Source organism: Leifsonia sp. Ger2509, from assembly GCF_055231915.1.
Window position 1 is genome coordinate 1 of sequence record NZ_JBUYVB010000003.1, and the last position, 24,086, is coordinate 24,086.

Sequence of the window (24,086 nt, forward strand, 5' to 3'; positions counted from 1 at the left end):
TCTTGGTCGCAGGTTCGATTCCTGCCGGGGGCACCGTCTGGCAGCGCTCATCAGCGACCGGTCTTCGCCCGGGTCGTCGGCTTCGGCTTCAGCCCGCTGGTGTACGTGTAGCTCAGCTCGAACCACGGGGCCAGTTCGTCGGTGTCCGCGAGGAGCCGTGCCGGCACATCCACGTACTCCTTCTGCACCACGCCGTACGCCGAGGTCAGTGATGTCTCGTACCGGGCCAGGAAGTCCTCGCGTGCCGCGACCGGAAGCCGCAGAGCGAGCGTGCCCTCCTTGCCGAGGTAGCTGAACATGTTGCCGTTGACGGACGTGTACGGCACGGTCGCGCCTTTGCGCGGCACCCCGGGGATTGTCGCGACGAGCCGTTCGTACTGCTCGAGGATCTCTGCCGGGACCGGGGACGACGCTTTCGCCATGACACCATTGTGCGCGCGATCGCGCCGGCCGCGTCAGAGGTGCTCGACGCTCTTTCCGGCGCGGGTCACGATCGTGATCTGCGGCCGCGCCCCGCGCAGGCTGAACCGCAGGCGCAGGTGGGCGCTCCGCGCGATCAGCGATGCGATCACAACGGCAGCGACGGCGGGCACCACCCCTGAGATGAGCATCGCGACGTGCGGCCCGAACTGCTCGACGACCCAGCCCATGAGCGGGCCGCCGATCGCCTGTCCGCCGAGCAGCACCAGGATGTACAGCGAGATGACGCGGCCGCGGATCTGCACGTTCGACGACATCTGCACCAGCGAGTTCGCGCCGGTGATGAAGAGCAGGTTCATCACCCCGATGCCGACGAGCAGCACCGCGAACGTGATCTCGTTCGGTGCGAGACCGGCGATCGCCTGGACGATGCCCAGCCCGATCGCTGTGCCGACCACCATGGAGAGGCGGATGCTCGTACGGCGCGTGGATGCGATCGCCCCGGTGAGCGCGCCGGCCGCGACGAGCGCATTGAAGAACCCGTAGCCCTTCGCGCCGACGTCGAAGACATTGTTGGCGTAGGCCGCGAGGAACACGGGCATGTTGAAGGCGAACACGGCGAGCACCGCGACCATGATGACGGTCCAGAAGATCACAGGCTTGCTGCGCACGTAGCGGATGCCCTCGGCGAGCTGCCCTTTGCCGCGGGGCGCGGCCGGACTCGCGTGGAGCTGCGACCGGTTGAGCGAGAGCAGCGCGGCGACGACGCACAGGCACGCAACGCCGTTGATCGCGAACGACCAACCCGCGCCGACCGCAGTGATCAGGATGCCGCCGACCGCGGGCCCGATGAGACCGCCGAGCTGGAAGATCGACGAGTTCAGGCTGATCGCATTGCGCAGGTAGTGCGGACCGACGAGCTCGTTGACGAAGACCTGCCGGGCCGGGTTGTCGATGACGGTGACCAGGCCGAGCGCGAACGAGATGACATAGACATGCCAGACCTCGATCGACCCGGTGAGTGTGAGGGCGGCCAGAATGGCGGCCAGCACGGCAGCGGACGACTGGCTGACGATGAGGAGCCGCTGCTTCGGATAGCGGTCGGCGATGACGCCGCCCCACAGCCCGAGCACGAGCATCGGGGTGAACTGCATCGCGACGGTGATCCCGACCGCAGCCACGCTGCCGGAGAGCTGGAGCACCAGCCAGTCCATGGCGATGCGCTGCATCCACACCGCAGTGTTGGCGACGAGGTTGGAGGCCGCGAACTTGCGGTAGTTCGGCACCTTCAGGGAGACGAGAGTCTCACGCCACGGGGGGCGTGCACTCAGGACGGGCATGGGGCCGGTCGGCGGCGCTGCGGCGGTGTGCGGGGGAGTCACTGTCGTTCCTGCGAGTAGAGAGTCGGATGCGGTTGCGTATGGATGTCGTCGAGGTGACTCTTCGACGCTACGCTCCGGCGACCCATTCCAAGGGTAAATTGAAGCTATAACTCCTATTGGATTATCGAATGGATGCTCGCATGTTCGACCCAGTCCTCCTCCAGACCTTCCTCGCCGTCGCGGAGACGCGCAGCTTCACCCGGGCGGCGGCACGGCTGGGCATCAGTCAGCCGACCGTGAGCCAGCAGGTCCGCAGGCTGGAGCAGGCCGCGAAACGCCAACTGGTCGCCCGCGACACCCGGGAGGTGCGCCTCACCGACAACGGCGACGCTATGGCCGGCTTCGCCCGCACGATCCTCGCCGCCCACGCCGAAGCCACGAGCTACTTCAGCGGTTCGGCGATGCGTGGCCGTCTTCGCTTCGGCGCGGCGGACGATCTCGCGATCACGCAGCTTCCTCGCATCCTGCGCCACTTCCGCCAGCAGCATCCGCAGATCAATCTGGAGCTGACGGTCGACCAGAGCGGACCGCTGCACCGCAAGCTGAAGTCCGGCCACCTCGACCTCATCTTCATCAAACAGAACCCTGGGACGACCGACGGCACGGTGGTGGCGACGGATGCGCTGGTCTGGGTCGGCCAGGAGAGGACCCTGATCGACCCCGACCAGCCCCTGCCGCTGATCGCGTACCAGGGTCCGAGCATCAGCCGCCAGATCGCGATCGACGCGCTCGAGGCCGCCGGGCGCACCTGGCGGATCACCTGCAACACGCGCGAGGTCAACGGCGTGCTCGCGGCGGTCCGCGCGGGCATCGGCGTCGCGGTGTTCCCTCAGACGCTCATCCCGTCCGACCTGGTGAAGGTGACGAACCGTTTCGGCCTGCCGGACCTCGGGCACGTCGACTTCACGCTGCTGTCCAACCCGCTCGCGCCCCGGGAACCAGTGGATGCGTTGACCGCGGCCATCATCGGCCGCACGCTCACGCAGACACCGTGACGCGCGCGGCGCTCAGCCCTCGGTGGGCACGTGGATGTCCGTGTCCGGTGGCCGCACGCCGCCGTCGGCCGAGCGCCTGCGCTGGCCCAGGGCCAGAAGGGGAAAGAGCAGGACGGAGAGCATCCCCGCCCCGACGAGGGCCGTGGCGGTTCCCGGGCTCAGGTCGCCCTCCTTCAGTCCGATGTTGGTGACCGCGACGATGATCGGGAGGGCTGTCGCACTGTAGAGCGTCATCGCTCGCCTGTCGGCCCAGGTGGACCCGACGGGGAGGGCGAGCGTGCCGGGGATGCCGCGCACGATCAGGAAGAGTACGAGGAAGATCGGCAGCAGCAGGAGCGCGCGCGGGTCGGAGACGAGCGCTTTCAGGTTGAACGTGATGCCGGTGTTGATGAAGAAGATCGGCACCAGGAATCCGAACGCGACCGCCTCGAGTTTGCCCTCGACGAGTTTGGCATCCGCCTCGTCCGCTCCCTTCAGCAGGATCCTGCAGATCACGCCCGCCGTGAACGCGCCAAGGAGCATGTCGAGCCCCAGGGCGATGCTCAACCCGACCAGGGCGGCGATCACCAGAACCACGAACCGTACGGCGAACTGGCCGCTGGTGTGTAGCGTCGCGGTCACCAGCCGGTGGAACCGGGCGTGCGTCCCGCGCGACGCGAGGACCATCGCGAGGGCGGCGACGATCGCGAACCCGACGAGCACGGCGGCAGCGACGCCCGGCCGGCGTCCGCTCAGGAACAGCGAGATGGCGATGAGGGGGCCGAACTCGCCTGCGGCACCGACGGCTGTGACGGCGCGTCCGAACGGCGTCGAGAGCTCGCCGGCGTCCCGCAGCACCGGCATGAGCGTTCCCAGCGCTGTCGACGTCAGTGCGATGCCGACGAAGATGCCGGCCGGGACGGTCGGGGCGAGCAGGATGCCGATCACCACTCCCGCGGCCAGCGAGATCAGCCAGCCGAGTCCCGCGCGACTCAGCGGCCGCCCCTTGATGGCTCCGAAGTCGATCTCGTTGCCGGCCATGAAGAAGAGGAACGCCAGGCCGAAGTTGGCCAGAGCGTCGACGAACTGGCTGTGGGGCACCCAGCCGAGCACGGAAGGCCCGACGACAAGACCGAGCACGATCTCGAAGACCACGAGCGGGATCTTCGCGACTCGCCCGACCAGGCTGGCCAGGAGTGGGGCAGCCGCTGCGAGCAACGGCACGATGATGAGCGCGTTCAGTGAGTCGACCATGACCGTGATGCTAGAGCCGACCCGGTTCCGCGTCTACGGCGCACGGCCCGTTCACACGGCCGAAACGCGCCGGTACTACTCTGCTCCTATGCGTGACCTCCAGGCCCTCATCATCGAAGAACTCAACGTCAGCGCCGAGATCGATCCGGCCGATCAGATCGAGAAACGTGTCGGTTTCCTGGTCGACTACCTGAAGGCGACCGGCGCATCCGGTTTCGTCCTCGGTATCAGCGGCGGCCAGGATTCGTCGCTCGCCGGGCGACTCACCCAGCTCGCCGTCGAGCGGCTCGCCGAGGAGGGCGTCGAGGCCGAATTCATCGCCGTGCGGCTCCCGTATTCGGTGCAGCGCGACGAGGAGGATGCGCAACTCGCGCTCGGCTTCATCCAGCCGCACCGGGCGGTCGCCTTCAACATCCAGCGCGGTGTCGACGGCTTCGAAGCCGAATACGCGGAGGCGATGGACGACGACATGTCCGACTTCACGAAAGGCAATTCCAAGGCGCGTGCACGGATGATCGCCCAGTACGCGATCGCCGGCCAGCGTCGGCTGCTTGTCGTCGGCACCGACCACGCCGCCGAGGCCGTGACCGGGTTCTTCACGAAGTACGGCGACGGTGGAACCGACGTGCTGCCCCTCACGGGGCTCACCAAACGGCAGGGCCGCGCTCTGCTCGAGCACCTGGGCGCGCCGTCACGGCTGTACCTCAAGGCGCCCACCGCCGACCTGCTCGACCACACCCCCGGTCAGACCGATGAGGACAACCTCGGTCTCAGCTACACGGACATCGACGACTTCCTCGAAGGAAAAGACGTGGCCGACGAGGTCGCGACCGCCATCGAGGGTCGCTATCTCGCCACCGAGCACAAGCGCCGGGTTCCCGTCAGCATGTTCGACGACTGGTGGCACGAGCGCGGCGGCTACTCGAAGTAGCTCCCACTGCGCAGACGAACGCGGGGCCGGTGGAATCGACCACCGGCCCCGCCTTCGTGTCAGTCGACCTAGCCGACCGGCGTGTAGCGCTGGGTGGGAGCGGTGTCCGTGTTCTCCTCGGTGGCGGATGCGGTGAGTGCCGGCTCCGTGTGGAAAGCCGGCCCCGCTGCCTGGGCGGCCGGAGCCGGCTGCGCACCGGCGTGCTGCTCGTGATGCTGCTGAGCGACCCACGCATCCTGCTGCGCCAGCAGAGCGCGCTCGGTGTCGGAGTTCTCGAACCGCCACCGCTCCAGGTCGCCCTGGAAGATGCGGCGCGCGCGCCCGGGGTTGTTCTGCCACTCGATGAGCCGGTCGCGGAACTCCGCGACGGCCGGGTCGAGCTGGTAGCCGAAGGTCGCAGAGCTGCGCTTCAGCTCGGCGAGCTGGTGGCCCGCCCAGTTGGCCGCGATCCCCGCACCCTTGATGGGCAGGAGGCGGACCATGATGTCGGCCTGTCCCACGGCGCGGTCCGAGAGGACCTGTTCGCCGGGGGTCAGGGAGTTCCAGACGGATGCCTCGGTCGCCGCGTCGACGAGGGCGGCGATCGCCGACGCCTTCTGCTGGCGATCCGTGCGGGAGAGCAGTCCCTTGATCGCACCTCTGGCGATCCAGGCTGCCAGCAACCCGGAGATGATCACGGAGACCGCGAGCACAACCGCGTTGAAGATCACCGGCTGTGCGCCGGACGAAAGAAGCCAGTCCACGAAGTCATTCCACCACTGCATGATCGGATGGTACCCGGGCGATCGCGGATCGTTCGGATGCGCGCCGCAGTGTCGCAGACTGGGTCTTCTACGTCTCGGCGGCCGCGTCAGCCGAGGTGCCGCCTCACTCGGGAGCGCTCGTCAATCGCGGTGCTCTTCACTCGAGGTGCTCGGTGCCGTCCACCGCGTGCGGTTCGATCGCCTCGATCTCGTCGGCTGTCAGCACGGGCGCATCGAGGGCCGCGACGTTCTGCTCGAGCTGGGCGACACTGGATGCGCCGATCAGCGCGCTCGTGACCTGCGGCTGGCGCAGCACCCAGCTGAGGGCGAGCTGCGCGAGCGTCTGACCGCGGTCCGCTGCGATGTCGTTGAGTGCCCTGGCTCGCTCCAGATAGACGGGGCTCAACTGCTCGGCTGAGAGGAAGTGGCTGGTGGCGGCGCGCGAGTCGCTGGGAATGCGGCCGTCCAGGTAGCGGTCGGTGAGCATCCCCTGCGCCAGCGGCGAGAAGACGATGCTGCCGACACCGAGCTCGTCGAGCACAGGGAACAGGCCGTCCTCGATGTGGCGGTCGAACATCGAGTAGCGGGGCTGGTGGATGAGCAGGGGGACCTTGTGCTCGGCCAGTGCGGCCGCTGCGGCGCGCGTCTGCTCCGGGTCGTAGTTGGAGATACCGACGTAGAGAGCCTTGCCCCGGGCGACGGCGGTCGCGAGGGCTCCCATCGTCTCTTCGATCGGGGTGTTCGGGTCGGGCCGGTGCGAGTAGAAGATGTCCACGTAGTCGAGGCCGAGTCGACCGAGGCTCTGGTCGAGGGACGACAGCAGGTTCTTGCGCGAGCCCCACTCTCCGTACGGGCCCGGCCACATGTAGTAGCCCGCCTTCGACGAGATGATCAGCTCGTCGCGGAACGGACGCAGGTCTTCGGAGAGGATGCGACCGAAGTTGGTCTCGGCGCTCCCGGCTGGCGGACCGTAGTTGTTCGCAAGGTCGAAGTGGGTGATGCCGAGATCGAAAGCGCGACGGATGATGGCGCGCTGGGTGTCGATCGGGCGCTCATGGCCGAAGTTGTGCCACAGGCCGAGCGAGAGTGCGGGCAGCGCGATCCCGCTCCGTCCGGTGCGGTTGTAGGTCATCGAGTCGTAGCGGTCCGCGGCGGGAACGAATGTCATGACTTCATCGTAGGAGGATGAACAAGATCTGCACTCGTACGCGGAGTGCGTGATCGCGGCCTGAGGTGTGGGGATTCCTCCACAGGTCTCGTGTTCCTAAGGTTCTCCACCGGTCTCTGTTCACCGGGATCACGATGCGTCGTGCGCACGGAGACTCGAACGGAGACGCCGCACCGGGCGTTCCGAACTCGAGGAGACATCCGATGAACGATTCCCTGTCCACGCGCGGACTGGTGGCCACCGTGCCCAACCACATCGTCACCAGTGAAGGGCTGCCGATCACGAGCTTCCGGCTCGCCGCATCCCAGCGCAAGTACAACCGGTCCACCCAGTCGTGGGAGAACGGCGAGACCAACTGGTTCACTGTGACGGCGTTCCGCCAACTCGCCGTCAACATCGCAGCGAGCGTCTCAAAAGGGGACCGCGTTGTCGTCTCGGGGCGGCTCTCGGTCAGGGACTGGGAGAGCGGCGAGCGAAGCGGGACCGTCGTCGAGATCGATGCGGATGCCGTGGGCCACGACCTCACGTGGGGCACGGCGACGTTCTCCCGCACCCTGAAGCGCTCCGGGGCCGCTGACGGTCAGGCTGCGGATACTACTGGAACTGCGGGGGACACCGGAGGAGCAGCACCGGAGGGCGCTGACTCGGCGGATGAGGCCCTCGCCGGCGCCGGGGCAGGATCAGCCGTTGGCCGGGTGCAGAGTGCGTGGGATGAAGCCGACCGGCCCGCGCCCGATGGCGGGCTCTTCACGGTGGCAGACGGTGATGCCGACACGGTCGACGACACGGAGGTGGATGCTCACGCCGTGGCCCCAGGAAGTGACCTTTAGACTTCCGGAGGAGGATCCGGGCCGATGCATCAGGGGAGGCGACATGCGGCGGAGTGGTGATGCGCCACGACCTGGCTCCCGCGCTCGCGCTGTCGTCGCCGCTGCCGGTCTCGTGCTCGTGGTTTCGGCGCTCGCCGCATGTGCCTCGCCGGCACCCGCACCCGAGACGACGCCGCCGCCTTCGACACCTGTCGTGACGCTGTCGCCGACACCCTCGGCGACTCCGAAGCCGACGGGCGTGGCTCTCGACCCGACCGGGACCGCTGCCGACAACAAAGCATTCTTCGACTCCGTGAATCGCCGGGTCCTGGCGAAGAATCCGGCGGCGGTAGGGCGCGACTTCATCGATGCTCTCGTTGCGGCGGGGTTCCACAAAGCCGACATGCAACTGACCGTAGACACCACGACGATCGGCCTGAAGGCGAACTCCATCCAGTTCTCCGTACGCTTCAACGGCGGCTGCCTCATCGGCCAGAACGGTCCGAGCAGCGGCGGCTACCAGAGCGCGGTGACGCCCCTCCTCGCGACAGGCAACTGTCTCGTCGGCGACACCCGCCCCATCGACTGGTAGCCATCACCGTCCACCGCACTGTCGGCGACCCGACGGCGCTGTCCGCGCCCGTAGACTTGAGGAATGGCCGAATACATTTACTCGATGGTGCGCGCCCGCAAAGCGGTGGGCGACAAGCTGATTCTCGATGACGTGACGATGGCGTTCCTGCCCGGAGCGAAGATCGGCGTCGTCGGCCCGAACGGCGCCGGAAAATCGACCATCCTCAAGATCATGGCCGGGCTCGACACCCCGAGCAACGGCGAAGCCAAGCTGACGCCCGGCTACACGGTCGGCATCCTCATGCAGGAGCCGGTCCTCGACGAGACCAAGACCGTGCTCGAGAACGTTCAGGAAGGGGTCGGCGAGATCAAGGCCAAGGTCGACCGCTTCAACGAGATCTCGAACGCGCTCGCCGACCCGGACGCCGACTTCGACACGCTGCTCGCCGAGATGGGCACCCTGCAGGAGCAGATCGATGCCGCGGACGCGTGGGACCTCGACTCCCAGCTGGAGCAGGCGATGGATGCACTCCGCTGCCCGCCCGGAGACTGGCCCGTCAACACGCTCTCCGGTGGTGAGAAGCGCCGCGTCGCCCTCTGCAAGCTGCTGCTCCAGAAGCCTGACCTTCTGCTCCTCGACGAGCCCACCAACCACCTCGACGCCGAAAGCGTCCTCTGGCTCGAACAGCACCTCGCCAAGTACCACGGCGCCGTGCTCGCCGTCACCCATGACCGGTACTTCCTCGACCACGTCGCGGAATGGATCGCTGAAGTCGACCGCGGCCACCTCTACCCGTACGAAGGCAACTACTCGACCTACCTCGAGAAGAAGCGCGAACGCCTCGCCGTGCAGGGCAAGAAGGATGCGAAGCTCGCGAAGCGCCTCTCCGACGAACTCGACTGGGTCCGCAGCAACGCCAAGGGCCGCCAGGCGAAGTCGAAAGCCCGACTCGCCCGCTACGAGGAGATGGCATCCGAGGCCGAGCGCACCAGAAAGCTCGACTTCGAAGAGATCCAGATCCCGCCGGGCCCGCGCCTCGGCCAGATCGTCCTCGACGCGAAGAACCTCGAAAAGGGCTTCGGCGACCGCCAGCTGATCGACGGCCTCACCTTCACGCTTCCGCGCAACGGCATCGTCGGGGTCATCGGCCCCAACGGCGTCGGAAAGACCACGCTCTTCAAGACGATCGTCGGCCTCGAGCCGCTCGACGGTGGCGATCTGAAGGTCGGCGAGACCGTCCAGATCTCCTACGTCGATCAGAGTCGCGGAGGGATCGACCCCAACAAGACGCTGTGGGAAGTCGTCTCCGACGGACTGGACTACATCCAGGTCGGCAAGACCGAGGTGCCGAGCCGCGCCTACGTCTCGACGTTCGGGTTCAAGGGACCCGACCAGCAGAAGCGTGCGGGCGTGCTCTCTGGTGGTGAGCGCAACCGTCTGAACCTGGCGCTCACGCTCAAACAGGGCGGCAACCTCCTGCTCCTCGACGAGCCGACCAACGACCTCGACGTCGAAACGCTCTCCAGCCTCGAGAACGCGCTTCTCGAGTTCCCCGGATGCGCCGTGGTGATCACCCACGACCGGTGGTTCCTCGACCGCATTGCGACGCACATCCTCGCTTACGAAGGCACAGAGGAGAACCCGGCCGGTTGGTACTGGTTCGAAGGCAACTTCGAAGCCTACGAGGAGAACAAGGTCGAGCGACTGGGTGCCGACGCGGCGAAACCGCACCGTTCGACGTATCGCAAGCTCACCCGCGACTGACCAGCGACCGCGAAGCGGGCCGACCATGAAACTACACGTCCCGATCGGGCTCCGCTGGAGCGACCTCGACGCCTACGGGCACGTCAACAATGCCGCGATGCTGCGTCTCCTCGAAGAGGCGCGCATCCAGGCGTTCTGGGTGAACGACGACGCGGAGGAAGCGGTCGGCGGCACGACGGCCGTTCTCGACGGGCGGCCGGGCGCCGACACCCTGACGCTCATCGCGCGGCAGGAGATCGAATACCTGGCGCAGATCCCGTACCTGCGTCAGCCGCTCGATGTCCAGCTGTGGCTCGGGCGGCTCGGCGGCGCCAGCCTCGAGGTCTGTTACGAAGTCTTCTCCCCCGTCGGGATGGAACCGCGCACCCTGTACTCGCGGGCCGCGACCACGATCGTGCTCGTGGACGCCGAAAGCCAGCGCCCGCGCCGTATCAACGCCCACGAGCGCACCGCGTGGACGCCCTACCTCGACGACCCCGTGGAGTTCGCCAAACGCGGCTGACGTGCGCGCGACGCGTCAGGAGATGGTGACGGTGTCCCCGGAGACCGTGGCCGTCAGCTTCGTCAGCGGCGTGGGCGCCGGCCCCTGGATCACGTCACCGGTCGCCGCATCGAACCGCGAACCGTGGCACGGGCAGTCGAACTCTGTGCCCGCCGGGGCGACGGTGCAACCCAGGTGCGTGCACACCGCGCTGAATGCGACGACCTTCCCCGCGCTCGGCTGCGCCACCACGATCGGGTTCGACCCCATGGTCGCCGAGGTCGCCCCTCCCACCGGAATGTCCGAGAGCTTGAGAGTGACGGGAGACGCGCCCGCGGAGCCCGATCCGCCGTTGGCTGCGCCTCCCGCAGAACCCGCTCCGATGGGCGTGCAGGCAGCCAGGGCGAGCGCCCCGACTCCGAGCAGACCGGCCCCGCCGATCGTGATCGCCGATCGGCGTGTGAGCGGCGCGGGTTCGTTCATACTGGCTCCATCCGTTGCGGCGTAGTTTAGCTACTACCGCTATGCACGGACCGTGAGTGCGAACGGTTCACGAGCAGGGTGAACTTTCCTGCCGTCGGGGTCGTGTCATTGGTGGAGGTGTTCATGCCGCAGGACGACGCACAGCTCCTGCGCGAGCTGCACGATCAGCACGCGCAGGCCTTGTGGCGCTATGTCGTCTACCTGACCGGCGACCGTGCGATGGCGGATGATGTGGTGCAGGAGACGCTGCTGCGTGCGTGGAAGAGACCGGCGATCCTCGACCAGTCGCAGTCCTCGGCGCGGGCGTGGCTGTTCACCGTGGCCAGGAACATCGTGATCGACGATCGGCGAAGCGCTCATGCGACCCACGAGATCGGAACCGACCGGCTGCCGGAGACGCCGACCGTCAACCAAGCAGATGCGGTGCTCGAGTCGTGGCTCGTCACGGACGCTCTCGCCGAGCTCTCGCTGGAGCACCGCGCCGTGATCGTGCACGCCTACTACGGCGGCCGATCCATCGCCGAGATCGCGCGCGAACTGGACATCCCTGAAGGGACCGTCAAGTCGCGCATCCACTACGGACTCCGGGCCCTGCGGCTCGCACTTCAGGAGAGGGGGGTGACCGAGCGATGACGAGCCACGACGACTTCGCGACCTGGGACGGCGCATACGTGCTCGGTTCCCTGTCTCCGGCCGACCGCCGCGCCTACGAGGCCCATCTCGCGACGTGTGCCATCTGCTCCGCGTCGGTGAACGAGCTGGCCGCCCTTCCCGGACTCCTGGCGCGGGTTCCCGAGGAAAAGGCGCTCGCGCTGGTCCCGGCCCCGGCGGCTTCGCCCGGAGCCATAGGCACCAGCGCCGGCGCCAGCGCGGGCCAAGCATCCGAGCCCGTTCGCGTCGGTACCGCTCCGGATGCACTCCCGAAGCTTCTTCACGCAGCCCGCAGGCATCGCGCGCGGATCCGCTGGTGGACCGCCGGATCGGTGGTCGTCGCCGCGGCAGTGCTCGCGTTCGCCGCCGCACTGGTGCTCCCCGGCACTCTGGCGCCGCACACGACGCAGGCGCAGGGCACGCACGTCACCCTGTCGCAGGTGGAAGCGAGCCCGTTGAGCGCGGATGTGCGCCTCATCTCCGAGCCGTGGGGCACGCGCATCGAGACGACGTGCAGGTACGCGGAGTGGGAGGGCGCGACCTCCGAGGGTCCGTGGAAGTACACGATGGTCGTCACCGACCGTACGGGCACGTCGATGACGGTTTCGAGTTGGACCGCGTCCGCCGGCACAACGGTGTCGCCGACGGCGACGACCAGCGTTCCGGTGGCGGACATCGCATCCATCGACATCCGCGCTGCGAACGGGCAGGTGCTCCTCAGGACCGCCTTCGATTGACCGGGGTGCGGGCTCTCGCCTTCGATTCGGCTTCCACTGGCGCAGAACCCGCACCTCGCCCTCCGGCCGTGCCGATCAGGACCGGCCGGGAACCCGGATCATCCCTTCCTGCGCCACGCTGGCGAGCAGGCGCCCGTCGCGGCTGTAGATGCGACCGAGCGAGAGTCCCCGGCCACCCGTGGCGCTCGGCGACTCCTGCGTGTAGAGCAGCCACTCGTCGACCCGGCCGAAACGGTGCCACCACATCGCGTGGTCGAGGCTCGCGGCCTTCAGCCCGGGTGTCGACCAGGCGACGCCGTGGCGGCGCATCGCCGACTCCATGATGGAGTAGTCGCTGGCGTAGGCGAGGGCCGCGCGATGCAGGTCGGGGTCATCCGGGAGCGGACCGACCGACTTGATCCACACGGCCTGGTGCGCGACGTGTTCGCCTTCGACCGACAGGTAGATGGGATTCGGGATGTGGCGCATGTCGAAGGGGCGGTCGCTGGCCCAGTACTGCGCCACAGGATGGTCGATGTGCGCGAGCGTGGCGGCCGAGCTCGGCAGCGACTCGGGCTCCGGCAGGTCGGCCGGCATGTCGACCTGGTGGTCGAGGCCTTCGTCTTCGTCCTGGAACGAGGCGATCATCGACAGGATGGGCATGCCGTCCTGGTAGGCCTGGGTGCGCCGTGTCGAGAACGAGCGGCCGTCGTGGATGCGGTCCACCGAGAACGTGATGGGCAGGTTGACGTCGCCCGGCCGCAGAAAGTAGCCGTGCATCGAATGGACGACACGGTCGTCCGGCACGGTACGCATGGCGGCGATTAGGGACTGCGCGAGAACCTGGCCGCCGAACACGCGGCCGAGCGGCATCCACTGCGACGGGCCGGTGAAGATGTCCTCGTTCGTTCTGGCACCGGTGTCGGTCAGGTCGAGCGCGGTGAGGAATGAAGCGAGGGGCTCTGTCATGTTGCCTTTCGGATCGGTGTCCCTTGGTAGTTTAGACAGCAGATGAGCCAGTCATTCTTCCTTGTGGATTCCCTCGCGGTGTCCGATCTTCAGGTGTACCTGTCGCGTGCCGGTCGTGTTGAGGACGGTTCGGTGCGCCTGATCGGCGGCTCCGGCGTGCTCGCTGTCTATACGGCCATCCTGTATCCGCGCGGTCTGCTGGACCAGACGCCGACCGTGCTGGGCCTGCGGACGTTCGCCATCCAGCCCGGAGTCGCTTTCGACGCGGTCGTTCCGATGCGTTCCCTGCTCGACCGGCTGGCGCGCATCACGGAGTCGATCGGTGCCGCAGGCACGGAAGCGGATGCTCCCTCTGCGCCGATCGAGGTGCGCATGCCGCTCGAGGTGAGCACCGTCACCTGGGCGGGCATCTCGCCGCCGCGCGGGGGCTGGCGTGCCGTGGGGGAGACGAGTTCCGACGTGCTGGAGCCGACGGCCAAGGCCGGGATCGCCGAGGTCGCCGAGGCGATCCCGTCGGGCACGGGTGAACAACTCGTGCAGCGGGTGCGGGCCGAAGTCTGGGGCCGGCCGATCGACGGGCTCGAGTATGTCCCGGCCGGGGCAGCGTTCGCAGCGGAGAGTCTCGGGTTCCTCGCGAAGGACGAGCCCGTGACCATCCACGAGACCGGACCGTGGACCCGCCTCACGACGCGCCGTGGGCACATCCTGATCCGCCGCCAGGCCTGGACGCTCAGGCCCTGACCCGGCCTTCCCGGCCCTGACCCGGCCTTCCCGGCCGGACCCGGCCTTCCCGGGCCGGACCCGGCTGAACGGACTCTCAGGCGTGCGCGATCGCGCGCCCTGCCTGTCGTCCGGAGAACAGGCATCCGCCGAGGAAGGTTCCTTCGAGCGCCCGGTAGCCGTGGACCCCGCCGCCGCCGAAGCCGCTCGCCTCGCCGGCCGCGTACAGTCCCGTGATCGGCTGGCCGTCATTGCCCAGCACGCGCCCGCTCAGGTCGGTCTCGATGCCGCCCAGGCTCTTGCGGGTGAGCACGTGCAACTTCACCGCGATCAGCGGCCCGGCTTTCGGGTCGAGCAGTTTGTGCGGCGTGGCCACCCGGATGAGCTTGTCGCCACGGTAGTTCCGCGCGCCGCGAAGGGCGGTGATCTGCGCATCCTTCGTGAAGTCGTTGTCCATTTCGCGGTCGCGCTCACGGATGTGCCGCTCGACCGCCTCGACGTCGAGCGGGGTCTCCGACAGTTTCTGCATTCCAGCCAGCAGCTCGGGGAGTGTTTGCGCGACGACGAAGTCCGCGCCCTTCTGCTTGAACGCCTCGACGGGAGCCGGGGCTCCGGGCGAGACGCGTTTGGCGAGCAGCCGATAGTCCTTGTTCGTGAAGTCGGGGTTCTGCTCGCTTCCGGAGAGCGTGAACTCCTTCTCGAGGATCTTCTGGGTGAGCACGAACCAGCTGTAGTCGTGCCCGGTCGAGCGCAGGTGCTCGAGGGTTCCCAGCGTGTCAAACCCGGGGAACAGCGGTACCGGTAGCCGGTTGCCTTCCGCGTCGAGCCAGAGGGACGAGGGGCCGGGGAGGATGCGGATGCCGTGCCTCGCCCACACCGGGTTCCAGTTCTGGATCCCTTCGACGTAGTGCCACATCCGGTCGCCGTTGATCAGCCGCGCTCCCGCGCTCTCGGTGATTCCGAGCATCCGTCCGTCGACGTGCGCGGGAACGCCGGAGAGCATGAACGTTGGCGGCGTGCCGAGGCGCTCCGGCCAGTTGGCGCGCACGAGGTCGTGGTTGCCGCCGATGCCGCCGCTGGTGACGGCGACGGCCGGCGCACGCAGTTCGAAGTCGCCGACGACGTCACGGTTGCTCGCGGCCCCGCGCAGCGCCTGGTCGTCCGCCAGTACGGCGCCACGAACACCGACGACTGCACCGTCTTCGACGATCAGCTCGTCGACGCGATGACGGTGCAGGATGGTCACCAGGCCCGCGTCGACGCCCTCACGAACGCGGCGGAGAAACGGGGCGAGAACCCCGGGTCCCGTGCCCCAGGTGATGTGGAAGCGTGGGACCGAATTGCCGTGGCCGCCTGCCGTGTACCCGCCGCGCTCGGCCCAGCCGACGATCGGGAAGAACCGCACGCCCTTCTCGTGCAGCCAGGCGCGCTTCTCGCCGGCCGCGAAGTCGAGGTAGGCCTCGGCCCACTGCCGGGGCCAGTGGTCGTCGTCCCGATCGAACCCGGCGGTGCCGAACCAGTCCTGGCGTGCCAGTTCGAGCGAGTCGTGCACGCCCAGTCGGCGCTGTTCGGGGGAGTCGACGAGGAAGAGACCCCCGAACGACCACCACGCCTGGCCGCCGAAGGAGGCGGCGGGCTCCTGCTCCACGATCGTCACGTGTTTGCCGGCATCGACCAGCTCTGCCGCCGTGACGAGGCCGGCCAGTCCTGCTCCGACGATGATGGCGTGGGGTTCGGGGGATCGGGTCATTCGGGTGTCTCCTTCGGCACTGGATTCCCATTGTGCAGTATCCGTCGAAGCCTCCCCGACCAGCGCGGGGCGGAACACGCCGTTGGCCCCTTCTTTCGGGGTCGGTCGGCGCGGAAGTCGCTACCTACTCCTCGAAGGTGTTGACCATCGCGTGGGCGGCGCGTTCGAGGTAGTTCCAGAGCGTCTCGTGCTGCAGCGGCGGAAGCTGCAGGGAGTCGACGGCCTCGCGCATGTGGGTCAGCCAGCGGTCCCTGGCGGCCGGGTTGACCTTGAACGGATGGTGCCGCATCCGGAGCCGCGGGTGGCCGCGCTGCTCGCTGTAGGTGCCGGGGCCGCCCCAGTACTGCTCGAGGAACATCCGCAGGCGTTCCTCTGCGGGGCCGAGGTCTTCTTCCGGATACATCGCGCGCAACTCGGGGTCGGCCGCGACGCCGCGATAGAACTCGGCGACCAGGCGGCGGAACGTCTCGTGACCGCCCACGAGCTCATAGAACGTGCCCTCGACCCCAGGTCCGTTCTCGCCGACCCGGAGGACGACCGGGCTGGGCCCGACCGACGCCGGTGCCGCCGTCTCGCTGGTGGGCTCGATCGGGCCGAGGGGGATCGTCATGGAAGTCATTCCTCCGGTTTCGCAGGCGGTTTGGCGGTCGTCCGCGGAAGCTTCGCCGTCGGATCGACCACCGGCATCGACTGCGGGTTCGCCGGAGCAGTGCGGGACGTGGCTGCGGGTGCAGGCGCAGAGGCTCGCGGTGTCACCGCCGCTTGGGTGCCGGCGGCCTTGCGGGTGGCACGGGCCTTACGCCCCTTCGGCTGCTCGACGACGGCGACCGGTTTCGTGCGCGGAGGGCGCGCTCCGGTGACGCTCCCGGCTCCGTCGAATCCGCTCAGGACGATGGTGTTGAGGGCCGGGAGCTTGACGTCCATCTCGTCGAGCGTCTCCTTGAGGCGGATGCGCAGTTCCCGCGACACGTCGTCACGCGCGGTGGTGCGGGTCTTGATGACGATGCGGAGGACGAGAGCGTCGGCCGAGATCGATTCGAGGCCCCAGATCTCCGGCTTCTCGAGGATGCGCGACCGCCATTTCGGGCTGGTCGCCAGCTCGTTCGCCGTTTCGAGCATCTTCGCCTGGACCGCCTCGACATCCGTGTCGTACGGAACAGCGAGGTCGATGATGACGCGTGCCCAGCCCTGCGACATGTTGCCGACGCGGAGGATCTCGCCATTGCGCACGAACCACAGCGTGCCGTTCACGTCCCGGACCTGGGTGACACGGATGCCGACCGCTTCGACCACGCCCGTGGCAGAGCCGAGGTCGACGACGTCACCGACGCCCAGCTGGTCCTCCATGACCATGAAGAGCCCGTTCAGAACGTCCTTCACGATGTTCTGCGCGCCGAAACCGAGGCCGGCGCCGAGGGCCGCGGTGAGCAGCGCGAGCGAGCCGAGTGCGGTGGGCGCCGCGGTGTTGATCACGAGGATGACCGCGATGATGCCGACGGTGACGTTGACGACGTTGCTGAGGACCGTACCGATCGTGCGCGTTCGCTGCACCACCCTCACAGCCGCGAGCGGGGATGCGACGAGCGCCTGCGTGTCCTGCACGTTCTGCGTCTTCTTCACGCCGTTGACGATCTGCCTCACGACACGACGGATGATGATCCGGAGGATCCAGGCCAGCACGAATGCGCCGACGATGATGCCCGCGATCTGCGCGAGAACCCATCCCACGTCCGCTGCGTGGGCGCCGAGGTCGGACCAGAAGTTAGCTGAAGTGATCACCATACGGAGGCAAGCTTATCGAGAGCGCTCTGGGCGGTCCCTGAGTCGTCACCGGGCGAGGAGGCCGTTCTCGTAGGCGAAGATCACCGCGTGCACCCGGTCGCGCAGCCCCAGCTTCGCCAGCACGCGGCCGACGTGCGTCTTCACAGTCGACTCGGTGAGGTAGAACCTCTGGGCGATCTCGCCGTTCGAGAGCCCTTCGCCGATGGCCTGGAGGATCTCCCGTTCGCGCGGCGTCAGCGCGGCCGTCGGATCGGCTTCCGGGCGCTGTGACCCACCGGCCGGCAGCCGGTCGGAGAAGAGCTCGAGCATCGCCCGCGTGACGCGTCCGGACACGGCGGCATCGCCCGCCGCGACGGAGCGGATGGCCTGAGTGAGTTCTGCGGGTCGTGCGTCCTTGAGAAGGAAACCGCTCGCTCCGGCGCGAAGACCGCCGAACGCGTATTCGTCGAGGTCGAAGGTGGTCAGGATGATGACCCGAGCGGCAGGGTTGGCCGCGACGATCCGGCGGGTCGCTTCGATGCCGTCGAGCCCGGGCATCCGCACATCCATCAGGATCACGTCGGGGGAGGAAGCGACTGCCAGCCGGACAGCGCTCTCCCCATCGCCCGCCTCGCCGACCACGTGCAGGTCGGCCTCGGCCTCGAGCACCATGCGGAAGCCCAGCCGGACGAGCTGCTGGTCGTCCACGATCAGGACGCGGATGGGCTGGCCGGCATGCGCGATGGGAGAGTCGGTCATCATGATTCCTCGGATGAAAGGGCTCGGAGTTCGGCGTGAAGGCGCCAGCCGCCCGTGAGGCGCGGTCCCGCCTCCACGCTGCCGTCGTACAGTCCGACGCGCTCGCGGAGGCCGAGCAGTCCCCGGCCCGCGCCCTGGTCGGCCGGAGTGTGCACCGTTGCGTCGTCGTCGACGGTAACCGTCACCGTCTCCGGCGAATACGTGATCGCGACGTCGACCGTGGATGCGGCGGGTGCGTAACGCAGGACGTTCGTCAGGGCCTCCTGCACGATGCGGTACACCGTGAGCTGCTGTCCGGTGTCGGCTGGCGCCGTCCCCGTCTCCCGGAACCGCACGGGAAGACCTGCGGCCCGGAACGTCTCGATCAGGTTCGCGAGGTCGCGGGCTCCCGGCTGCGGCCCGCGCGCGGCATCCTCACCCGCATCCTCGCTGAGCACTCCGAGCATCCGCCGCATGTCGCCGAGCGCGGAGCGACCGGTCTCGGCGACCTGTCGCATCGCCGCAGCCGAGCGCTCCGGCGCCGTCGCGGTGAGAGCGGCACTGCCATCGGCCAGGGTGATCATGACGGTCAGGCTGTGCGAGACGATGTCGTGCATCTCGCGGGCGATGCGGGAACGCTCGGCCGCCGTCGCGATCGTCGCCTGCTGGTCGCGTTCGCGGGCGAGCTGTCCTGCCCGAGCGATGAGAGCCTGCAGGTAGCGGCGCCGGTTGCCGATGTTGATCGCGATGACGACGACGAGCAGGGCGAGCACCACGACCTGGATGAACGCGTTGAGCGGCGGTGCGGCCAGCGGCGCGACATCGGAGTTGCCGTGCAGCACGACATAAGTGACGCCCGCGAGCGCGGTGAACGCGCTGAGGACCCCGTAGGCGATCCAGCCCTCGCGTGTCGACCGATAGGCAGCGACCGCGTAGAGGCCGAACAGTGCCGCCAGGAAGTCGAAGTCGCGCCCGACGAGTACCAGCGCGAACATCGAGGCGAGACCGACGGCGAACACGACCCACGGGCGGTGGCGACGGAACAGCAGAGCGACCGCGCACAGGACGGCAAGGGCGAGTGGCACCGCGAACGAGGCGGCGGATGTCGGTGGCCCGCTCCGCTGGGCGAACGACGACCCGACCGCTCCGAGCAGGTAGAACCCGGCTATGAGGGAATCCACGAGCCAGGGGTGCCGTGCCCAGAACTGCCGGATGACGCCCGGCGGCTTCGGCAGACGCAGATCTCCCTCGGCGGACGAAGCCGGCCCGCCGAGGGAGAGGTCGTGTTGCGTCATGGTTGGGACTTTACGCGTCCCGGCGCTTGAGGAGGATCGCCCCCGCTGCCAGCGAGACGATCGCCCATCCGGCGACGACGAGCACCTGCTGCCAGGTGTCCAGCGGGCTGTCGCCGGCGAAGCCTCGGAGCCCGAACGACGAGAGCCCGGCGTTCATCATCAGGTACGGCGCCCAGTCGTGCATCCACTGCAGCGGAGCGATCGTGAACACGATCGGAAGGAGCAGGATCGCGCCGAGCGCTGCGGCGATGCCGCCGGCGCTCGCTCGAAGGACCGCGCCGAGACCGAGCGCGAAGACCGAGACGATCGCGAGGTAGAGCGCGCTGCCGAGGATGGGCATGATCACATCGCCGTCGAACGTCGCGCTGAAACCCTTCGATCCGAGGATCGGCGAGGCGACGAAGAACGCGATGGTGGATGCGATGGCCCCGACCACGAACGAGGAGACGAACAGCACAACGGCCTTCGCCCAGAGTGCGGGCAGGCGGCGGGGAACCGCAGTGAGGGTGGAGCGGATCATCCCCGTGGTGTACTCGCCGCTGATGACCAGCACCCCGAGCACTGCGATCACCAGCTGCCCGAAGAACACCCCGAACAGCGACGCATTCAGGACGATCTGCTGCTGCTGGGCTGCGGGCACGAAGCCGTGCCCCGCGGGGATGCCGAGGCTGATCAGGAACGCGAGGCCGACGGACACGACGATGACGATCGCGAACGACCAGACCGTCGAACGGAGGGTGCGCAGCTTGATCCATTCCGACCGCAGTACGCGCGGGAAAGTGATCGCGCCCGTGCCGGCCGAACGACCATAGGTGAGAGTTGCAGTGGTCATCGGGAGATCTCCGTCCGGTATTCGACGTCGTCCTGCGTCAGGGCGAGGTAGGCCTCTTCGAGGGAGGCGTTGATGGGAGTGAGCTCGTGCAGGATGATTCCGGCCTGCGCCGCCGCTTCGCCGACCTGGGCGGCGGTGAGACCGCCGACTTCGAAGAGTTGCGCCTCCAGGCCCGTGATGGTCACATCCGGACCCGCGACGAGGTTCGCGAGCTGCTCAGGATGCGGGGTGCGCACGCGCACTGCGTTGCGGGTCGCGCCGGTCAGGATGTCTTGGACCGGTGCATCCGCCAGGATGCGTCCGCGCCCCAGCACGATGATGTGGTCGGCGGTCTGCGCCATCTCGCTCATCAGGTGCGACGAGAGGAACACCGTGCGGCCCTCTGCTGCGAGCTGGCGGGCGAACTGGCGAACCCACAGCACGCCTTCCGGATCGAGGCCGTTGACCGGCTCGTCCAGGATGAGCGTGGCCGGGTCGCCGAGCATGGCGGCCGCGATACCCAGCCGCTGCCCCATCCCGAGTGAGAAGCCGCCGACCCGCTTGCCTGCGACAGCCTCGAGGCCGGTCATCGCGATCACCTCGTGCACGCGCTTCGTCGGGATGCCGTGCGTGGCGGCCATGGCGAGCAGGTGGTTGTACGCCGTGCGACCGGTGTGGACAGCCTTGGCGTCGAGGAGCGCACCCACCTCGTGGAGGGGCGCGCGGTGGTCCACGTAGCGCTTGCCGTTGACGAGCGCGGTTCCGTGGGTCGGGCGGTCGAGGCCCACGATCATGCGCATCGTGGTCGACTTGCCCGCGCCGTTCGGCCCGAGGAAGCCGGTCACCTTTCCGGGCTGCACTGTTGCGCTGATGTCGTTGACGGCGGTTTTCGCGCCGTACGTCTTGGTCAGTCGTTCGAGTTGGATCATGTCTCGAGCCTAGGAAGCACGGGACCCGCCGCGAATCCGCCGTTGGGCCCGTCTTGGCCGCTGCCGCGGTGGTACCGCAGTACCACCGCATTCGCCGTCCGAGCCCCCCGAAGCGAGCGAAAGGGCCAGGTTCCGCGGGTCGGGCTGGGAGCCGACCGACGGAACCTGACCCTTCGTCAGGCGGAGACCGCTAGGAGGCGTCTTTCGCCTGTGCGGCGAGCGCACGGTCGACGCCGGCGAGGTTCTCGACGACCAGGCGGCGAAGCGCTGCCGGCTCCGGGTTGGCGTCGAGCCAGGCCCTCGTGGCGTCGCGCAGCTCGACGTTCGCCAGCGGGGCCGGGTACATGCCGGCCACCAGGTACTCCGCGATCTTGTAGGTTCGCGACGTCCAGATGTCCTGCAGCGACTCGAAGTACGGGCGGATGAACGCGGCCAGCACGTTCTTGTCCGCCGCGCGCTGGAAGCCGAGGCCGGTGAACCGCACGATCGTGTTCGGCAGTGCATCCGAGGCGAACACCGAGTCCCAGGCGGCCTGCTTGCCGTCAGCGGTGGGGATCGAGGCGGCCGCCTGCGCGGCGAACTGCGCGCCGTTCGCCGTGTTGTCCGCTGCGAGCGCCGCGTCGATCTCCGCCGTGCCGGCCTTGCCGCCCGCTGCCAGCGCGATGAGGAGCTCCCACGCCAGGTCGGTGTCGATCTCGAGGCCGTCGAGCTTCGTCGAGCCGTCGCGCAGGGCGGCCACCGTGGCGAGCTGCTCCTCGGTCGAAGCGAGCGCTGCGAAGAACTTCACGAACTGGAACTGCGCGTCGCTTCCGGCCTCCGCCTGCTCGGCCAGCGTCCACAGGGCGGACGCGGCCTCCTCGGCGGTGGCCTTCTGGCGCTCGGGCGCGACATACGCGCCGGCGGCCAGCACGAGCTGGTTGAGCGTGGTGCGCACGGTCGTCGACTCGGTCTCCGAGGCGATGTTGCCCAGAACGAGGCGCACGTAGTCGCTGGCCTTCGTCTCGGCGTCACGGGTTGCATCCCAGACGGCTCCCCAGACCAGCGAGCGGGCCAGCGGGCTCTCGATCTTGGCGAGGTGCTCGATCGCGACCGCGAGCGATTCGTCGTCGAGGCGGATCTTGGCGTAGGCCAGGTCGTCGTCGTTGATCAGCACGAGGTCGGGGCGCTGGAGTCCGACGAGTTCGGCGACGTCCGTGCGCTCACCGTCGACGTCGAGTTCGATGCGGTGGTCACGCACGAGGCTGTGCTCACCGTTTCCGGCGTCGACCAGGTTGTAGAAACCGATGGCGAGGCGGTGCGGGCGGATGGTGGGGTAGTCGGGCGCCGCGGACTGCAGCACCGAGAAGGCGGTGATGACGCCATCCGCATCCACCTCGAGCTCGGGGCGGAGCGTGTTCACGCCCGCCGTCTCGAGCCACTTCTTCGACCACTCGGTGAGGTCGCGGCCGCTCGTCGCCTCGAGCTGCACGAGCAGGTCGCGCAGTTCGGTGTTGCCGTGCGCGTTCTCCTTGAAGTAAGCGCCCACGCCGGCGAGGAAGTCGTCCTGGCCGACCCAGGCCACGAGCTGTTTGAGCACCGAGGCGCCCTTGGCGTAGGTGATGCCGTCGAAGTTGACCTGCACGTCCTCGAGGTCGTTGATGGTCGCGACGATCGGGTGGGTCGACGGCAGCTGGTCCTGGCGGTAGGCCCAGCTCTTCTCCATCGCCGCGAACGTGGTCCACGCTTCGTGCCACTCGGTGGCCTCGGCGGTGGCGAGCGTCGACGCGTACTCAGCGAACGACTCGTTGAGCCACAGGTCGTTCCACCACTTCATGGTCACCAGGTCGCCGAACCACATGTGGGCGAGCTCGTGCAGGATCGTGACGACGCGGCGTTCCTTGATCGCGTCGGTCACCTTCGAACGGAACACGTACGTCTCGGTGAAGGTCACCGCTCCCGCGTTCTCCATGGCGCCCGCATTGAACTCGGGCACGAACAGCTGGTCGTACTTCTCGAACGGGTACGCGTAGTCGAACTTCTCCTCATAGAAGGCGAAGCCTTCGCGCGTCTTCTCGAAGATGTAGTCGGCGTCGAGGTACTCGGCGAGGCTCTTGCGGGCGAAGACACCGAGGGGGATGGTGCGGCCGTCGCGGCTGGTGAGCTCGCTGTGGACCGATTCGTACGGTCCCGCGACGAGGGCGGTGATGTACGAGGAGATGACGGGGGATGCGGCGAACGTCCAGGTCTTCGCACCGTCGTGGGCGTCGACCGGCTCCGGGGTGGGGGAGTTGCTGACGACCTGCCAGTGCCCGGGAGCGGTCACCGTGAACTGGAAGGTCGCCTTCAGGTCGGGCTGCTCGAACACCGCGAACATGCGGCGGGAATCCGGGACCTCGAACTGGCTGTAGAGGTACACCTCGCCGTCGACCGGGTCGACGAAACGGTGCAGGCCCTCACCGGTGTTGGTGTAGATCGCGTCGGCGACGACGGTGAGCTCGTTCTCGACCTGGAGCCCGTCGAGCTGGATGCGCACGCCGTCGCTGACCGCGGCTGGGTCGAGCGCGACGCCGTTGAGGGTCACCGAGTGCACCGTGCGGGTGATCGCGTCGATGAACGTCGAGGCACCGTCGGCGGCACCGAAGCGGACGGTCGTCGTGCTGCGGAACGTCTCCGGTCCGGTCGTCAGGTCGAGATCGACCTCGTAGTTGTAGGTGCGGATGAGCGCAGCGCGCTCCTGTGCTTCGACACGGGTGAGGTTCTCTCCGGGCAACGCTGACTCCTTCG

At 68.1% G+C, this 24,086-nt stretch carries 24 protein-coding genes; 9 read left to right on the forward strand and 15 right to left on the reverse strand.

What is annotated here, in order from left to right:
• Window positions 1–50: 50 nt before the first annotated feature.
• Window positions 51–422 (reverse strand): TfoX/Sxy family protein, encoded by a 372-nt coding sequence (locus ACV7NN_RS00285; protein ID WP_463347609.1) that lies wholly within the window; start codon window positions 420–422, stop codon window positions 51–53.
• 33 nt (window positions 423–455) lie between these two features.
• Complete coding sequence (locus ACV7NN_RS00290; RefSeq protein ID WP_463351200.1) at window positions 456–1,760, reverse strand: MFS transporter; 1,305 nt, start codon at window positions 1,758–1,760, stop codon at window positions 456–458.
• Window positions 1,761–1,942: 182 nt separating this feature from the next.
• On the opposite strand from ACV7NN_RS00290, the gene ACV7NN_RS00295 reads away from it, so the two are divergent.
• A complete protein-coding gene (locus ACV7NN_RS00295; RefSeq protein WP_463347610.1) occupies window positions 1,943–2,797 on the forward strand; it encodes a LysR substrate-binding domain-containing protein in 855 nt (284 codons plus the stop codon).
• Window positions 2,798–2,809: 12 nt separating this feature from the next.
• On the opposite strand, the gene ACV7NN_RS00300 is transcribed toward ACV7NN_RS00295, so the two are convergent.
• A complete protein-coding gene (locus ACV7NN_RS00300) occupies window positions 2,810–4,030 on the reverse strand; it encodes a cation:proton antiporter (protein ID WP_463347611.1) in 1,221 nt (406 codons plus the stop codon).
• An 88-nt stretch (window positions 4,031–4,118) separates the two neighbouring features.
• Here ACV7NN_RS00300 and nadE point away from each other — a divergent pair, with 88 nt between their 5' ends.
• On the forward strand, window positions 4,119–4,961 hold the full coding sequence (nadE, locus tag ACV7NN_RS00305; RefSeq protein ID WP_463347612.1) for an ammonia-dependent NAD(+) synthetase: 843 nt from the start codon (window positions 4,119–4,121) through the stop codon (window positions 4,959–4,961).
• A 68-nt stretch (window positions 4,962–5,029) separates the two neighbouring features.
• On the opposite strand, the gene ACV7NN_RS00310 is transcribed toward nadE, so the two are convergent.
• Both ACV7NN_RS00310 and ACV7NN_RS00315 read right to left on the reverse strand, forming a co-directional pair.
• Entirely contained in the window at window positions 5,030–5,725 is a 696-nt protein-coding gene (locus ACV7NN_RS00310) for a hypothetical protein (protein WP_463347613.1), read from the reverse strand.
• Between the two features lie 136 nt (window positions 5,726–5,861).
• Window positions 5,862–6,872: an aldo/keto reductase gene (locus ACV7NN_RS00315; RefSeq protein ID WP_463347614.1), complete on the reverse strand. Its 1,011-nt coding sequence runs from the start codon at window positions 6,870–6,872 to the stop codon at window positions 5,862–5,864.
• A 203-nt stretch (window positions 6,873–7,075) separates the two neighbouring features.
• Here ACV7NN_RS00315 and ACV7NN_RS00320 point away from each other — a divergent pair, with 203 nt between their 5' ends.
• The 4 genes from ACV7NN_RS00320 (at window position 7,076) to ACV7NN_RS00335 (ending at window position 10,521) form a co-directional block, all read left to right on the forward strand.
• On the forward strand, window positions 7,076–7,702 hold the full coding sequence (locus ACV7NN_RS00320) for a single-stranded DNA-binding protein (RefSeq protein WP_463347615.1): 627 nt from the start codon (window positions 7,076–7,078) through the stop codon (window positions 7,700–7,702).
• Between the two features lie 43 nt (window positions 7,703–7,745).
• Entirely contained in the window at window positions 7,746–8,273 is a 528-nt protein-coding gene (locus ACV7NN_RS00325) for a DUF6993 domain-containing protein (protein WP_463347616.1), read from the forward strand.
• A 63-nt stretch (window positions 8,274–8,336) separates the two neighbouring features.
• Window positions 8,337–10,019 (forward strand): energy-dependent translational throttle protein EttA, encoded by a 1,683-nt coding sequence (gene ettA, locus ACV7NN_RS00330; RefSeq protein WP_463347617.1) that lies wholly within the window; start codon window positions 8,337–8,339, stop codon window positions 10,017–10,019.
• A gap of 25 nt (window positions 10,020–10,044) precedes the next feature.
• A complete protein-coding gene (locus ACV7NN_RS00335) occupies window positions 10,045–10,521 on the forward strand; it encodes an acyl-CoA thioesterase (RefSeq protein ID WP_463347618.1) in 477 nt (158 codons plus the stop codon).
• A 15-nt stretch (window positions 10,522–10,536) separates the two neighbouring features.
• On the opposite strand, the gene ACV7NN_RS00340 is transcribed toward ACV7NN_RS00335, so the two are convergent.
• Window positions 10,537–10,983 (reverse strand): QcrA and Rieske domain-containing protein, encoded by a 447-nt coding sequence (locus tag ACV7NN_RS00340; protein WP_463347619.1) that lies wholly within the window; start codon window positions 10,981–10,983, stop codon window positions 10,537–10,539.
• 123 nt (window positions 10,984–11,106) lie between these two features.
• On the opposite strand from ACV7NN_RS00340, the gene ACV7NN_RS00345 reads away from it, so the two are divergent.
• Window positions 11,107–11,616, forward strand: coding sequence for a sigma-70 family RNA polymerase sigma factor (locus ACV7NN_RS00345; protein WP_463347620.1), 510 nt, complete (start codon window positions 11,107–11,109; stop codon window positions 11,614–11,616).
• Window positions 11,613–12,371, forward strand: a complete 759-nt coding sequence (locus ACV7NN_RS00350) for an anti-sigma factor family protein (RefSeq protein ID WP_463347621.1) — start codon at window positions 11,613–11,615, stop codon at window positions 12,369–12,371. The genes ACV7NN_RS00345 and ACV7NN_RS00350 overlap by 4 nt, the downstream gene beginning before the upstream one ends.
• Window positions 12,372–12,446: 75 nt before the next feature.
• Here the strand turns inward: ACV7NN_RS00350 and ACV7NN_RS00355 are convergent, their stop codons facing one another.
• On the reverse strand, window positions 12,447–13,319 hold the full coding sequence (locus ACV7NN_RS00355) for an acyl-CoA thioesterase (protein ID WP_463347622.1): 873 nt from the start codon (window positions 13,317–13,319) through the stop codon (window positions 12,447–12,449).
• Window positions 13,320–13,361: 42 nt separating this feature from the next.
• Here ACV7NN_RS00355 and ACV7NN_RS00360 point away from each other — a divergent pair, with 42 nt between their 5' ends.
• Complete coding sequence (locus tag ACV7NN_RS00360) at window positions 13,362–14,060, forward strand: hypothetical protein (protein WP_463347623.1); 699 nt, start codon at window positions 13,362–13,364, stop codon at window positions 14,058–14,060.
• Between the two features lie 76 nt (window positions 14,061–14,136).
• On the opposite strand, the gene ACV7NN_RS00365 is transcribed toward ACV7NN_RS00360, so the two are convergent.
• From ACV7NN_RS00365 to pepN, 8 genes are all read right to left on the reverse strand, one after another.
• On the reverse strand, window positions 14,137–15,789 hold the full coding sequence (locus ACV7NN_RS00365; protein ID WP_463347624.1) for an FAD-binding dehydrogenase: 1,653 nt from the start codon (window positions 15,787–15,789) through the stop codon (window positions 14,137–14,139).
• Between the two features lie 124 nt (window positions 15,790–15,913).
• On the reverse strand, window positions 15,914–16,399 hold the full coding sequence (locus ACV7NN_RS00370) for a globin (protein ID WP_463347625.1): 486 nt from the start codon (window positions 16,397–16,399) through the stop codon (window positions 15,914–15,916).
• 5 nt (window positions 16,400–16,404) lie between these two features.
• On the reverse strand, window positions 16,405–17,571 hold the full coding sequence (locus ACV7NN_RS00375) for a mechanosensitive ion channel family protein (protein ID WP_463347626.1): 1,167 nt from the start codon (window positions 17,569–17,571) through the stop codon (window positions 16,405–16,407).
• A gap of 45 nt (window positions 17,572–17,616) precedes the next feature.
• Window positions 17,617–18,309, reverse strand: a complete 693-nt coding sequence (locus tag ACV7NN_RS00380) for a response regulator (RefSeq protein WP_463347627.1) — start codon at window positions 18,307–18,309, stop codon at window positions 17,617–17,619.
• On the reverse strand, window positions 18,309–19,583 hold the full coding sequence (locus tag ACV7NN_RS00385; RefSeq protein ID WP_463347628.1) for a sensor histidine kinase: 1,275 nt from the start codon (window positions 19,581–19,583) through the stop codon (window positions 18,309–18,311). The genes ACV7NN_RS00380 and ACV7NN_RS00385 overlap by 1 nt, the downstream gene beginning before the upstream one ends.
• 10 nt (window positions 19,584–19,593) lie before the next feature.
• Complete coding sequence (locus tag ACV7NN_RS00390) at window positions 19,594–20,415, reverse strand: ABC transporter permease subunit (RefSeq protein WP_463347629.1); 822 nt, start codon at window positions 20,413–20,415, stop codon at window positions 19,594–19,596.
• Window positions 20,412–21,323: an ATP-binding cassette domain-containing protein gene (locus ACV7NN_RS00395; RefSeq protein WP_463347630.1), complete on the reverse strand. Its 912-nt coding sequence runs from the start codon at window positions 21,321–21,323 to the stop codon at window positions 20,412–20,414. Before ACV7NN_RS00395 ends, ACV7NN_RS00390 begins: the two co-directional genes overlap by 4 nt.
• 190 nt (window positions 21,324–21,513) lie before the next feature.
• Window positions 21,514–24,072, reverse strand: a complete 2,559-nt coding sequence (pepN, locus tag ACV7NN_RS00400; protein ID WP_463347631.1) for an aminopeptidase N — start codon at window positions 24,070–24,072, stop codon at window positions 21,514–21,516.
• Between the last annotated feature and the right edge of the window lie 14 nt (window positions 24,073–24,086).